This window comes from Pacificibacter sp. AS14, assembly GCF_038899935.1.
In the GTDB taxonomy this organism is placed as follows: Bacteria; Pseudomonadota; Alphaproteobacteria; order Rhodobacterales; family Rhodobacteraceae; genus Celeribacter.
In genome coordinates this window covers 25634-38766 of sequence record NZ_JBBMQI010000020.1, presented here as the reverse complement: position 1 = coordinate 38766, position 13133 = coordinate 25634, and the positions used below count along the sequence as shown (strand labels likewise).

Sequence of the window (13133 nt, the reverse complement as noted above, 5' to 3'; positions counted from 1 at the left end):
ACATTAATGAAACGGACCAGGAGAGGTTTAATTGTGAATACATTTAACAGACTGCTTACAACTGCGGCGATTGGAATCGCTGTGAGCGTTACATACTTCCCGGCCTTCGCCGAGACACCGGCCAACATGTTGGTCATTGCGCACCGCATCGATGACGTCACAACCATCGACCCTGCGGAAAGCTTTGAATTTGCGGGCTCTGACATCAGCCGCAACGTTTATAACCGTTTAGTATACCTTGACCCGATGGATTTGGCTGCTGGGTACAAACCTGATTTGGCCGAAAGCTGGGACGTCAGCGAAGACGGAAAAACCGTCACTTTCACAATGCGTGAGGGCGTGGAATTCCAGTCGGGCAACCCTGTGCGGGCCGAAGATGCGGCGTTCTCCTTGCAACGCGCTGTGATCCTGAACAAAACACCCGCGTTCATCCTGGGACAGTTTGGTTTTACGCCCGAAAACGTGGCCGAAATGATCAAAGCTGACGGCAACAAGCTGATGATCACGACGGATAAAAAATACGCCACATCCTTTGTTTTGAACTGTTTGACCGCCACAATCGGTGGCATCGTCGACAAAGAAACCGTCATGGCAAACGCGGTGGATGGCGACATGGGCAACACATGGCTCAAAACCAACACCGCAGGTTCTGGCCCATATAAACTGGACAGTTGGAAGCCAAACGAGAGCGTTACCTTGTCCTCGAATCCTGATTATTATCGCGGCGCCCCAGCCATGGAGCGGGTGATTGTACGTCATGTGACCGAGAGTGCGTCACAGCGGTTGCTCCTAGAGCGCGGTGACATCGATATCGCGCGCAACCTGAACCCCGAAGATATCGCTGGTGCTTCCGACGAGGCGGGCATCAAGATTGAAGACGAGCTTAAAGGCCGTCTGATGTATATGGCTTTGAATGGCAAACACCCGGTTCTTTCCAAGCCCGAAGTACGCCAAGCCTTTAAATATCTGGTCGATTATGAAGGTATGCAAAACAGCTTCCTTAAGGGGCAGTATACGATCCACCAAAACTTCCTTCCCGCAACCTATCTTGGGGCGTCGGATGAAAATCCGTTCTCTTATAACATCGAAAAGGCCAAGGAACTTTTAGCTGCGGCTGGTGTTGAAGGTCTTGAAATCGAGATCGGTGTGCGTGAAGCGCAAGAGCGTATCGAAATTGGGCAATCTTTCCAAAATGCGGCCGCGCTGGTTGGAATCAAGGTCAACATCACGGTTGGTACGTCGAAGCAAATCCTCGCGCGGTATCGTGCCCGCGATCTTGATGTGTATCTGGGCGCATGGGGGCCGGATTATCCGGATCCACAAACCAATGCGGGCACATTTGCCTATAACCCTGACAATACAGACGAGGCTAATGCGACGGGTTATCTTGCTTGGCGCACAGGCTGGGATGCCGGTGGTTTGAGCGAAAAGGTTGATGCCGCAGTGACCGAAGTTGATCGCGATAAGCGTATTGCGATGTATCAGGAAATTCAGGCAGAGTTCCGCGATATTTCGCCCTTTGTGATCATGTTCCAACAGATCGAGCAATCGGCAATGCGTGACAACGTGATGAATTTCACGACCGGGCAGGCAGTGACTTCTGCGGCTTACTGGCCGGTTACGAAGTAAATGGCTCAAGCTGAATACACAACCGAGAGGCGCCCCAAACGGGCGCCCCTTTGGCCAACTCTTGTGGCCGTTCTGCGGACACTTGGCTCCATCGCCGTGACGCTGCTCGGGCTTTTGTTTGTCACGTTTGTCATTGGGCGCATCATGCCCATCGATCCGGTGCTGGCCATCGTGGGCGAGCGTGCGTCGAAATCGACCTATGATGCCGTCTACTATCAGTTGGGCCTCGATAAACCCATGCTGGTGCAATTTCTCTATTATTTATGGGACGTGATCCATCTGGATTTTGGGACATCCCTGCTGAATGCCCGACCTGTGTCTGAAGACATTGCGCGCGTTTTCCCCGCCACGTTGGAGTTGGCGACGCTGGGTATTATCCTTGGCGTTGTGCTCGGCGTGCCGCTGGGCGTTCTGGCGGCTGTTCGTAAAGGCTCTTGGATCGACCAAGTTGCCCGTGTTCTCGCACTTGTTGGCTATTCCATGCCGATTTTCTGGCTCGGCCTCATGGGACTTTTGTTGTTCTATGGCATCTTGGGATGGGTCGGAGGCCCCGGCCGTGTCGGGATTTTCTACGTCGATGTGGTTCCACGCGTCACGGGCATGCTCCTTATCGACAGCCTGTTTGCCCGCAACTTGGACGTTTTTAAGGATGCCTTCAGCCATATCATCCTACCAGCCTCTCTTTTGGGGTATTACTCGCTGGCCTATATCAGTCGCATGACACGCTCGTTTATGTTGGAACAACTCAGTGCCGAGTATATTACCACGGCACGCGTTAAGGGCATGTCCGAGTGGGACGTGGTGTGGAAACACGCGTTTAAAAATATTCGCGTTCAGCTGATTACGGTTATCGCCTTAAGTTACGCGGGCCTTCTTGAGGGGTCTGTCCTGACTGAAATTATCTTCAGTTGGCCGGGGATAGGCAGCTATATCACCACCGCGCTTTTGAGTGCGGATATGAATGCGGTGCTGGGGGGGACGGTTGTGGTTGGGTTGGTTTTCATCTTGCTGAACATCTTCGCTGATCTTCTTTATAAAGTTTTTGATCCGAGGGCGAAATAGATGGCTGAAGCACAATCCCTACGCGCGTGGCTCCTCGCGGAAACGCCCACCTCGCGCCACCACGCCAAAATGTCGGCGATTTATCACGGGTGGTTGTCGTTCCGCTCAAATACGATGGCCATGATTGGGCTGGGAATTCTGGTGCTGTTGGTGCTCATTGCTGCAGCGGCACCAGTGATCGCGCCGCATGATCCGTTTGTTCAGGACCTTGGCAACCGACTGGCGCCTTTATGGTCGGACGGGCACGTGTTTGGCACCGACAGCCTTGGGCGCGACATCCTCTCTCGGCTGATCTATGGCGCACGTATCACGCTGTATATCGTCGCGCTGGTGGCGCTTATTGCACCGATTGTCGGGCTGCTTGTGGGGACGGTTTCTGGCTATGTCGGTGGCTGGACGGATACCGTTTTGATGCGGATTACAGATATTTTTCTGGCCTTCCCACGCTTGGTTCTGGCTTTGGCCTTTGTCGCCGCGCTTGGCGCAGGTATTGAGAACGCGGTATTGGCAATCTCGCTCACGGCATGGCCCCCCTATGCGCGTATCGCGCGGGCCGAAACCCTGACCATTCGTTCCTCTGACTACATTAGTGCGATTCAGTTGCAGGGGGCAGGGGCGCTCAGGATTATCACCAAACATATTTGGCCGCTGTGTATTTCTTCGCTGATTGTCCGTGTAACGCTGGATATGGCGGGCATAATTTTGGCTGCCGCTGGCCTTGGATTTCTCGGACTTGGCGCACAACCTCCAAGCCCTGAGTGGGGCGCGATGATCTCCGAAGGTCGCCGTTTCATCCTCGATTATTGGTGGATTGCGACGGTTCCGGGTTTGGCTATTTTCACGGTGTCTCTCGCGTTCAACCTTTTAGGCGACGGGCTGCGCGATGTGCTGGACCCCAAGGCAGGTGAATGATGGAACCCCTACTTGATGTTGAAAACCTTTGGGTGAAATTCCCGTCCCGCCATGGTGTCTTTGATGCGGTGCGGGGAGTCTCTTTCACGCTGGGCCGCGAGCGACTTGGTATTGTGGGCGAAAGCGGGTCCGGCAAATCCATGACCGGACGCGCCATTCTCCGACTGATCCGCTCCCCCGGAATTGTCGAAGCGGATCATATTCGCCTTGAAGGCGTTGACCTGCTGAAAAAAACCGAAAAAGAAATGCGCGCCGTGCGAGGGCAACGCATCAGTATGGTGATGCAGGATCCAAAATTCTCGCTCAATCCGGTGCTGACCATTGGGGATCAAATTATGGAGTCCTATCGGTTGCATAATTCGGTCACAAAAAAGGCCGCCTATAAAAAATCTATCGAGATGTTGGTGGCCGTTTCAATCCGCGATCCCGACCGCGTTATGCGCGCCTATCCGCATGAAATGTCAGGCGGCATGGGGCAGCGCATTATGATTGCCATGATGTTGATCCCAAACCCCGAAATTTTGATTGCGGATGAGCCGACCTCCGCCTTGGATGTTTCAGTTCAACGGCAAGTTCTTGATATCATGGACAAGTTGGTAAAAGAGCGTGGCATGGGGTTGATTTTTATCAGCCACGATTTGAATCTTGTGGCGGACTTTTGTGATCGCGTTTTGATCATGTATGCTGGACGCGTTGTTGAGGTTTGTGACGCGGACAAATTGCACGAAGCCAAGCACCCCTATACCCGTGGGTTGCTGAATTCGCTGCCGCGCCTCGATGCGCCGCGCGACCGGTTGGATGTGTTGGAACGGGATCCGGAATGGTCCCGCGCCTCAAGTGTGAGTGGCCGGATATGAAGATGCTTGAGGTGAATGACCTGAACGTTTGGTTCGGGATGGGCCGCGACCGTGTTGACGCGGTTCTCGGGGCGACATTCAATGTGGAAAAGGCCGAAAGCTTTGGGCTTGTCGGCGAAAGCGGGTCGGGGAAATCGACCATTTTACGCGCCCTGACCGGCCTTGCCCCCCATTGGTCAGGTAGCCTCTCGGTCGATGGGCACCCCATTGGCAAAAAGCGACCAAAGTCCTTTTTTAAAACTGTTCAAATGGTGTTTCAGGATCCTTATGCATCGCTGCACCCACGGCATTCTGTCGATCAGGTCTTGGGGGAAACGCTGCAGTTGCACGGTTTTTCCGACATCGATAATCGGGTTGTGAAACTGCTGGACGACGTTGGTTTAGGGCAGAAATTTCGATTCCGCTATCCGCATCAACTGTCTGGTGGTCAGCGCCAACGCGTGGCAATCGCGCGGGCGTTAGCTCCGGAACCTGAGTTGCTTTTACTTGATGAGCCGACATCAGCGCTGGACGTTTCTGTGCAGGCAGAAATCCTAAACCTGCTCGCGGATTTACGCGAGGATCGCGGGCTGACATACCTCATGGTGTCGCACGATCTATCTGTGGTGAGCCACATGTGCGACCGATTGGCCGTGATGAAAGATGGCGCATTAGTAGAAGTTTTGGATGTGGATGCCCTTCGACATATGAAGGCGAGCCATCCCTATTCACAGCAGCTTCTAAATGCGTCAATTTGACGTAGATATTGGTGATACAATTGAGGTGCGCTAAGCGCTGGGCCACAGTTTATCCACGATCGAAGAACCCCAAGTGCTCCTGTTGATCGCCATAATTGATGACGGTCTATCTATATCATTATGCGGGTTTTGTCGTTTTTGCATCTCCAATAGCTTACTGCGAAACTCAAGCTCGTGATGCTTCGCCTCCGCATTCCAGTTCACAACAACAGTGTCGATGATTTGGTGTAGCTCGTCGCTCGCACGGCCCGTCACAGCCTCATCTGACAGGGTTGCCGCAAGATCATCTATATGCGCCCTGTAGAGGGAGGGGAGGCCGCTGGGAGCGTGACGGGTTCAGGTTTCCAGGTTTGGGCTGCTCTGCTGGGGCATCAGCGTCGTCGTTGAAGGTGTGGAACACCACCACAGGATTGCAGATTTTGAACGCTTGTCGATTGCGTGGCTGAAAAAACAGTTTGGCGATGATGTCATTCACGCCCGCGCTGACCTCGATGAAGAGGCTTATCACATCCACGCTGTGGTAATGTTGCGGGTGCGTGTTGATATGACACGCAAGGATAAGAAGACCGAGGAGAAGAAAGTTATCGCGACACGTTTGATGCTGCAGCCATCGAAGTTCGATGTGATTGAAGACTACGAGCACGCTCAAGATAGCGTCAGCGCATGGTTTACTGAGATCGGACTTGATCGCGGAGAGAAGCACAAAGAGGCCTTCCGCGAAGCTGTCGCTAAGGGCGACATGCAGCCCCCAAAACGTATGCATAACAAGACGCGAGAATGGCGATGCAAGAAAGACCGTGAGCTCGCAAAGCGTGAACGTGATTTGAAAATCCGCTCAGCTGCCGTCGAAGAAAAACTCACAGAGGCCGACGCTATTATCGAAATCACCGAAGCGATTGGGCAAGGTGTGGTGGATCCCACCGCAACGGAGGCGGGGGCCACGATTAGACCGGTGAAAGGGCGCGAGAAGGATGAGGCGTTCTTACGGGCGCAGCGATATGCACAGCGCTCGCCCAAAGGTGCCTTCCGCGTTGGCGAGGCCTTTCGAGGTGGATATTCCAGCGGAATCAGCTGTCATCGTCGTCATGTCCTATGCTTGCCCTAGAGGGCTTTGTGCCGCTCTGTATCCGTCCAGGCCTTTGGCGAAGGTGGTGCTTGTTTCACACAAAAACGGGGATATTCATAAGACAAGCGGCATAAAAGCCGTGAAAGTTAATTGCAGAGAGGAGGCCAGAACTAAAACGCATTAGGCCAGATTTTCCGCCTATTTTTCATGTAATTTTATTAATATCGTTACAAGCTACATTTAAGTAATGCCCCGACGAAACTGCAACTGTAATTGCAAAGAGGGCTAAAAAATGATTGCACAAATCAGAAATATCACAAGCGCAGGGCTGCTGGCTCTGCTGGGAACCACCACCTTGGCCGCGGCCGATGTGAGCGTTGAATTTTGGCACAGCTTTAGTGGCGCTTCTGGCGAAGCCTTGGACCAGATCATCGAAAATTTCGAAGCTCAAAACCCAGACATTAAAATCGACGCACAGGAGATCGGCAACTACAACGACATCGTCACAAAGCTCCAAGCCGCGATCCCTGCAAAGCGTGCGCCTGATGCGGTGATCATGGAAGTCACGCGGTATGGTTTGTTCGCGGACCGTGGTGTGTTAAAAGATTTAACCCCGTATGTTGACGCAGATCCACTCAAAAACGAGCTATTCGATTTTGCCCGTGAGGTCGGTGTCTATGAAGGCAAAAACTACATTGTGCCCTTCAACTCTTCGACACCTGTTTTGTATTTCAACAAGGCGATTTTCGAAAAGGCTGGCTTGGACGAAAACACCCCTCTGAATACATATGACGATCTGTTGGCTGCCGCTCAACAAATCACAGAAACTCTTGGCGCAGAAGGCATTTCTGGCATTGCAGCCCCTGGACAATTTGCACGTTGGGGCTTGGTCATGGACAATGACAGCGACCTGATCGATAGCGTTTCTGGCGACATTTTGCTCGATGCGCCCAACACGATTGAAGCCTATGAATTCATGGCGTCGCTGGTGCATGAATACAAGGTTGCATCTCCCGATGGTGTGACCAAAGAAAACAATGGCCGCGACGCATTTTTGGCTGGCAAAGTTGGCATGATGATCAACTCGACTGGCAACTACGGGCGTTCAACGTCGGCTTTGGGTGACGATCTGGCTGTCGTGCCAATGCCGTGCAACAAAGTGTGCGCTGTGCCAATCGGCGGGGCTGGGATCGGCATTTTGTCGACATCTGAACAGGAAGTTCAAGACGCAGCCTACAAGTTCATCAGCTTTGCAGCCTCCCCCGAGTCCAATGCTTTGTGGTTCTCTACAACGGGTTACATGCCGATCAACAAAAAAACAGCAGAACAGCCCCTTGCGATCGAAGCGCTCGCTGAAAAACCCGGCATTAATGTGGCAATCAATCAGCTTGATGTCGCGCGCGGACGTCCGCGTCCTCCGGTTGTGACTTGGATGCGCGCATCTGAATATGATCGGTGGCAAGCCATGGCGCTGGGTCAACGCGAAGTGCCCGAAGTCTTGACCGAGTTCGCCGAGCGCACCCGTGCGGAAGCTGAACGTCTTAAAAAGTAAGCTTTATTTCAATCCCCTAGCGAGGCCCTGATTCATCGGGGCCTCGCTTCACTATTTGGAAGGCCACTTTATGCTGCGCCGTATGACGCCCTATCTTTTCGTGCTGCCGCTTCTCGGGTTTATCGCGGTGTTCACGTATATTCCGATTGTTCAAAGTCTGAACCTCAGTGTTCGCGAATGGGATTTCCTGTCGCCAACCAAGCCTTACGTCGGGTTGGATAATTACAGATTGCTGTTGGACAGCCGTGAGTTTTGGAATGCCTTGCGGGTGACGGCTGTCTTTGCCGTTATATCTGTGCCCCTGCGTTTGATTTTGGCCCTTTTCCTTGCAAGTCAGCTTCTGCGTGAGACGCTCGTATCACGCCTTATGCGCGGCGCGCTGTTCTTACCCTGGGTGACATCGACAGTTGCCATCGGTGTGGTCTTTTCTTGGGTCTTCTCGACGGATTACGGCATGATGAATGCGCTGTTGTCGAATTTTGGTTTGCCGAAAGTGGCATGGCTGCAAGAGCCGCAGGTCGCGCTTTGGGTTTTGATTTTCGTCAATACGTGGAAGCAGCTTGGCTACGACATCATCATTTACATCGCGGGCCTACAAGCGATTGCGCCGGAGCTTTATGACGCTGCGGCTGTTGATGGGGGGCGTAAGGCCCATGTCTTTCGCCGCATTACAATGCCGCTTGTGATGCCCACGACGTATTTCTTGTTGATGATTTCAGTGATCGAAGCCTTTCAAGTGTTCACCATCGTCGACGTCATGACCAAAGGCGGTCCAGCTGGGGCGACGGATATGTTGGTGAATATGCTGTACCGCGTGGGTTTCACCTTGTTCGACATCGGGGTCGGCTCCGCCTTGGCTGTGTTGCTGTTCGTCTTCCTCATCATTCTAGCGGTGATTAAATCCCGCGTTATTGGCCGAAAGGTACATTATGAAGCCTGAGAATCCACTGTTGGCCCTATTGGCGCTTGCCGCTGGGGTGCTCTTTCTATCGCCTGTTTTGTATTCAATATGGATGTCGTTTCAGACGGCAGATGGGTATTATACGGGCAATATAGATTTTACTTTTCGCAACTATGAGATGGCAATCGGGCAGTATAATTTTGCGCGCTATTTGGTGAATTCTGTGATTGTATCAGGGCTTGTGACGCTCATTGGTTTGGCCGTTGCAACCTCTGCCGCGTTTGCGTTTGCGCGCTATACATTTGCAGGCAGCAACCTGCTGTTTGGGGCTGTTGTGGCCACATTGATGATCCCAAGCCACATCACTTTGATCCCCAATTACCTAACGCTGGCCAAGGCGGGCTTGCTTGACACCTATGCGGGGTTGATCTTGCCTGCGGTGTCCAACGGGTTTGCGGCCTTTTTTCTGCGTCAATACATTCGCGGCATACCACGCGCATTGGATGAAGCGGCGTACATGGACGGCGCATCGCCTTTGAAGGTGTTGTGGCGGGTGATCATCCCGCTCGCGAAACCCGCAATCCTGTCGATGGGCCTCTATATTTTCATCACGGAATGGAACAACTACATTTGGCCGCTGGTCGCGATTGGGCGCGAAGATCTCTACACGCTGCAAATCGGATTAGCGCGTTTGTACCGCGTCAATCCGGGCGAAGATATTATCGACTGGCCCCTCGTTATGGCCGCGTCAACCATCACAATTTTACCCGTTCTTATTGGCTTCATCTTTGTTGAACGCCACTTGATACGCGGGATGATGATGGGCGCTGTGAAATGATGGGCCCTATAAAAAGATGAGCATGAGGACTAAATTTATGACACGCATTGCATCCCACCGTGGCGGCACATTGGACTATGGCGACAGCACGCCTTTTGGGTTTAGAGCAACAGCGGCCCTGCCGTTGGAAGAGGTCGAATTCGACCTGCACCCAAGCCGTGATGGCGCAATCATGGTGCACCACGACGCGACCCTTGATCGAACAACAGACGGCAGCGGCGCTCTGGCCCATCTCACAGAGGCCGACATTCGCGCGGCAAGCATCAACTATGGCGTTGATCAACATCCCATTTCACTCAAAGAGCTTTGCGCCATTTATCAGCACAGCACTGTAAGTTTTCGGTGTGAATTCAAGCCAGATCAAAACGGCGCACCTTACCCCAATTTTGTGCCAAAAGTGATCGAAGAATTGTCACGCAACGCCATGTTAGAGCGCACAGGGTTCTCGTCTTTTTTGATTGCCAATCTTGACGAAATCAAGCGTCACACATCACGCCCCTGTCTGTGGCTTGTCAGCCCAGCCGTGCAAAAGCAGCTGGGGATCTCTACGGTGGTTGAGGTGGCTAAACGCCATGGCATCCCTGAGATCGGATTGAATATCGATCACGCCAATGAAGCTCTCATGCAGCAGGTCACTGACGCCGGATTGGGCTTTGGCTGCTGGGCCGCACATACGCAAACGCAGATCACAAAAGCGCTGTCGATGCAGGTCAAAGTGTTCACAACAGACCGCCCCAATCTGGCCATAGCACTGCGCAACACATTCATCCAAGAGGCAGCATCATGAGCGCAATCACGTTAAAAGACATCCGTAAATCATATGCGGGCGGGCCGCAGGTTTTGCATGGCGTGTCTATGGATATCGAGCATGGCGAATTCATCGTTATTGTCGGGCCTTCGGGCTGCGGGAAATCCACGTTGCTGCGGCTTTTGGCAGGGCTTGACCCTTGCGAGCAAGGCGAGTTGCTGATCGATGGCGTCCGGGCCAATGACCTGCCGCCGCAAGATCGCGATATCGGAATGATTTTTCAAAACTACGCGCTGTATCCGCATATGACGGTTTTGGACAATATCGCTTTTGGCTTGGAATTGCGAAAAGTGCCAAAAGCAGAACGCTTGAGGCGCGCCCGTGCTGTGGCTGAAACCTTGCAGCTTACGCCGTATCTTGCCCGCAAACCTGGAGCGCTTTCTGGCGGCCAACGCCAACGCGTTGCAATGGGGAGAGCGATGGCGCGTGAATGTTCGACGTTTTTAATGGATGAGCCTTTGTCGAATCTCGACAATGCCTTGCGGGTTGCCATGCGCACCGAGATCAAAGACCTGCACCGCCAGCTCGGCGCCACGATAATCTTTGTGACCCACGACCAAACCGAAGCGCTGTCATTGGCAGACCGTGTTGCGGTGATGAAAGACGGGCATTTGCAGCAATTCGATACACCGGCCATGATCTATGACCAGCCGGTCAATCGCTTTGTCGCAGGCTTTTTAGGCGCGCCAGCCATGAATTTTGTGCCTGCAGACTGTATCACCGCTTGGACTGGGCCGCGTGATGTTGATGTCGGGTTTCGCCCTGAAGCTCTAGGTTTACACCGCGCCCCCGTCAGCGGGCCTTCGCTTGCAGCACGCGTCGCACTGACTGAGATGACAGGGGCGAGCTTTATCGTGCATTGCGAAAGCGAGGCCGGCCGATTATCTGCAGTGGTCGCCCGTGGCGACGACTTGCCGCAAGAAGGCGAAGAAATATGGTTGTCACTGGACACTTCGCAAGCTCTTTGCTTTGATGCTATAACAGGGATCAGACTGGATCTTCCAATAGCACAGCGCCAGAAGGTCCTCACACCACATGTGAAAGAGACAATTTGATGCGCAGCTGCCGCGAAACTTTCCTATGACTGAAAACCCTAATTCTCCCACTGACCTCGCTCAGCTGATCACGCAGCATTTTGGAAAATTAACGGATGCCGACACGCGTCTGCTTAAGGTTTTTACGAGTGATCCAATCCGTAGTGCTTTTGAAAACAGCACCGAAGTGTCAGCGCGCGCAGGGGTGCATCCTGCATCAGCCGTGCGTCTTGCGCGGCGATTGGGGTTTGCGGGCTATCCTGAGTTTCGAACTTTTTTACAGACCTGCCTTATGGAAGGCCAAGGTGAATTTGCAGAACCGACAGCGAGGATTGCCGCCCGCATTGCACGGGCGGGAGACGGCGGATTGCTCTCTTCACTCATCGCCAGCGAAATGTCTGCACTGGAGCATTTACGCGACGCCGTGACGGATGCGCAGATCCGCCTGTTCTCCGAAGCTCTTTTGAACGCGAGACGTATTTTTACCATCGGGACGAGCCACGGAACGGCGCTGGCCAAATTGATTTCAATGCGGTTGCGGCGCTCTGGCTATGACGCGATTGATCTGGGCAACGCAGAGCAGCAACAAGTCGAGTGGATCTATACGTTGGAGTCTCGTGATGTGTTGTTTTTGACCTGTTTTCGCGGCACTGCGAACAAACTTAGGCACTTAACAGACCTCGCCGCCGAGCGCGGTGCAACCTGCCTTATCCTATGTGATGTTGAGGAAAATCATCTGAAAACCGAGCAAAACCTTCAAATTTGCGTGTCTCGCGGTGGCGCAGGAGAGTCGCAGTCTTTGGTTGTGCCTATGACGATTGCCAACACCATTATTCTTGATTTGGCAAGCATTGATGCCGGGAGAACCATGCGGTCTTTAAATGCTTTTAAGCGGTTGAGAGAAGGCCTTAATCGCGTGATAAAATAACGCTGTTGTGCTCCATAAATGCTGACGGCTTCAATGACAACGAAAGTCAGGAGGTCACCCGCACTGATTTTTTTGATCAAATAGCACAGATGAGGCAAGGTAGATTACGACAATAGCGCCCTCCCTCAACCAACACTAATTCAATAACATTATCAATGGCTTGGGTTTTATCACTCAGGCCTTTTTTGCGTTTTACGCTCAAACTTAGCGACAATAGCTTAGCCAGTGCGCCATGAAGGTGGACGGACAGCTTGCCGTCTGGCTCCGTTGGCGTGAGTACAATCAGATCAACCAGCCCGCGCAGGGTGTCTTTGGGGGGCTTTAAAAATTCGTATCGAGGTGACAGGCAAACAAAACCACACAGGCCCAACACCGATGGAAGAGCGCCGTGATGCCGTTTTAGGGGCTAGCCTACATCATTGTTAAAGTTAAAGAACTCGCCGATACCGCCAGCGATATGCTGTATACATCGGTCGCGCGCGTAGGCGTGTCGCCCAATTCTCCTAATATTGTTCCAGAATCAGCTGTATTATTTGCAAAATTGCGCGCGCCAGAACCTAATATGTTGACGTGGTCTGAAGCCCAGCTGCGGGCCGCTTTGCCTGATTTGGCAGCAAAAGCGCAGGTTGAGGCAGAAATCGTCGCCGTAGATCGCCGTCCGGCTGGTAAATTCGATCCACGTTTGATCGCATTGTCACAAGCCGCAGCTGATGATTTTGGCTATGCTAAAATGCAACTTGATACGATTGCAGGCCATGATGCTGTGGATGTCAATGCGGTGTTGCCGGGCTGGTGATTGCAGTGCCAAC

Annotated in this window: 13 protein-coding genes; all 13 read left to right on the top strand. The window is 52.8% G+C overall.

Going from position 1 to position 13133, the window contains the following annotated elements; all coding sequences use genetic code 11:
- The first annotated feature begins 33 nt into the window (after positions 1 to 33).
- The 13 genes from WNY38_RS15615 to WNY38_RS15555 all read left to right on the top strand — a co-directional run bounded on the left by WNY38_RS15615 (position 34) and on the right by WNY38_RS15555 (position 13120).
- The gene (locus tag WNY38_RS15615) at positions 34 to 1629 is read left to right on the top strand and encodes an ABC transporter substrate-binding protein (RefSeq protein ID WP_342858286.1); all 1596 of its coding nucleotides are present in this window, start codon (positions 34 to 36) and stop codon (positions 1627 to 1629) included.
- Entirely contained in the window at positions 1630 to 2691 is a 1062-nt protein-coding gene (locus tag WNY38_RS15610) for an ABC transporter permease (protein WP_342858285.1), read from the top strand.
- Positions 2692 to 3603, top strand: a complete 912-nt coding sequence (locus WNY38_RS15605) for an ABC transporter permease (protein ID WP_342858284.1) — start codon at positions 2692 to 2694, stop codon at positions 3601 to 3603.
- The gene (locus WNY38_RS15600) at positions 3603 to 4460 is read left to right on the top strand and encodes an ABC transporter ATP-binding protein (protein WP_342858320.1); all 858 of its coding nucleotides are present in this window, start codon (positions 3603 to 3605) and stop codon (positions 4458 to 4460) included. The genes WNY38_RS15605 and WNY38_RS15600 overlap by 1 nt, the downstream gene beginning before the upstream one ends.
- Positions 4457 to 5197: an ABC transporter ATP-binding protein gene (locus tag WNY38_RS15595; protein ID WP_342858283.1), complete on the top strand. Its 741-nt coding sequence runs from the start codon at positions 4457 to 4459 to the stop codon at positions 5195 to 5197. Before WNY38_RS15600 ends, WNY38_RS15595 begins: the two co-directional genes overlap by 4 nt.
- A 391-nt stretch (positions 5198 to 5588) precedes the next feature.
- On the top strand, positions 5589 to 6302 hold the full coding sequence (locus WNY38_RS15590; protein ID WP_342858282.1) for a hypothetical protein: 714 nt from the start codon (positions 5589 to 5591) through the stop codon (positions 6300 to 6302).
- A gap of 253 nt (positions 6303 to 6555) precedes the next feature.
- The gene (locus tag WNY38_RS15585) at positions 6556 to 7815 is read left to right on the top strand and encodes an ABC transporter substrate-binding protein (RefSeq protein ID WP_342858281.1); all 1260 of its coding nucleotides are present in this window, start codon (positions 6556 to 6558) and stop codon (positions 7813 to 7815) included.
- 70 nt (positions 7816 to 7885) lie between these two features.
- On the top strand, positions 7886 to 8755 hold the full coding sequence (locus tag WNY38_RS15580) for a sugar ABC transporter permease (RefSeq protein ID WP_342858280.1): 870 nt from the start codon (positions 7886 to 7888) through the stop codon (positions 8753 to 8755).
- A complete protein-coding gene (locus WNY38_RS15575) occupies positions 8745 to 9554 on the top strand; it encodes a carbohydrate ABC transporter permease (RefSeq protein ID WP_342858279.1) in 810 nt (269 codons plus the stop codon). The genes WNY38_RS15580 and WNY38_RS15575 overlap by 11 nt, the downstream gene beginning before the upstream one ends.
- 37 nt (positions 9555 to 9591) lie before the next feature.
- Positions 9592 to 10341 carry a glycerophosphodiester phosphodiesterase family protein gene (locus WNY38_RS15570; RefSeq protein WP_342858278.1) on the top strand — a complete coding sequence of 250 codons (750 nt, stop codon included), beginning with the start codon at positions 9592 to 9594 and terminating at the stop codon, positions 10339 to 10341.
- A complete protein-coding gene (locus tag WNY38_RS15565) occupies positions 10338 to 11417 on the top strand; it encodes an ABC transporter ATP-binding protein (protein ID WP_342858277.1) in 1080 nt (359 codons plus the stop codon). The genes WNY38_RS15570 and WNY38_RS15565 overlap by 4 nt, the downstream gene beginning before the upstream one ends.
- A gap of 25 nt (positions 11418 to 11442) precedes the next feature.
- Positions 11443 to 12324, top strand: a complete 882-nt coding sequence (locus WNY38_RS15560) for a MurR/RpiR family transcriptional regulator (RefSeq protein ID WP_342858276.1) — start codon at positions 11443 to 11445, stop codon at positions 12322 to 12324.
- 457 nt (positions 12325 to 12781) lie between these two features.
- Positions 12782 to 13120 (top strand): hypothetical protein, encoded by a 339-nt coding sequence (locus WNY38_RS15555; RefSeq protein ID WP_342858275.1) that lies wholly within the window; start codon positions 12782 to 12784, stop codon positions 13118 to 13120.
- Positions 13121 to 13133: the final 13 nt, after the last annotated feature.

Coding starts and splice junctions, on each gene's coding strand:
- WNY38_RS15610 (WP_342858285.1), top strand. CDS start 1,630: ATGGCTCAAGCTGAATACACAACCGAGAGGCGCCCCAAACGGGCGCCC.
- WNY38_RS15605 (WP_342858284.1), top strand. CDS start 2,692: ATGGCTGAAGCACAATCCCTACGCGCGTGGCTCCTCGCGGAAACGCCC.
- WNY38_RS15600 (WP_342858320.1), top strand. CDS start 3,603: ATGGAACCCCTACTTGATGTTGAAAACCTTTGGGTGAAATTCCCGTCC.
- WNY38_RS15595 (WP_342858283.1), top strand. CDS start 4,457: ATGAAGATGCTTGAGGTGAATGACCTGAACGTTTGGTTCGGGATGGGC.
- WNY38_RS15585 (WP_342858281.1), top strand. CDS start 6,556: ATGATTGCACAAATCAGAAATATCACAAGCGCAGGGCTGCTGGCTCTG.
- WNY38_RS15580 (WP_342858280.1), top strand. CDS start 7,886: ATGCTGCGCCGTATGACGCCCTATCTTTTCGTGCTGCCGCTTCTCGGG.
- WNY38_RS15575 (WP_342858279.1), top strand. CDS start 8,745: ATGAAGCCTGAGAATCCACTGTTGGCCCTATTGGCGCTTGCCGCTGGG.
- WNY38_RS15570 (WP_342858278.1), top strand. CDS start 9,592: ATGACACGCATTGCATCCCACCGTGGCGGCACATTGGACTATGGCGAC.
- WNY38_RS15565 (WP_342858277.1), top strand. CDS start 10,338: ATGAGCGCAATCACGTTAAAAGACATCCGTAAATCATATGCGGGCGGG.
- WNY38_RS15560 (WP_342858276.1), top strand. CDS start 11,443: ATGACTGAAAACCCTAATTCTCCCACTGACCTCGCTCAGCTGATCACG.
- WNY38_RS15555 (WP_342858275.1), top strand. CDS start 12,782: ATGCTGTATACATCGGTCGCGCGCGTAGGCGTGTCGCCCAATTCTCCT.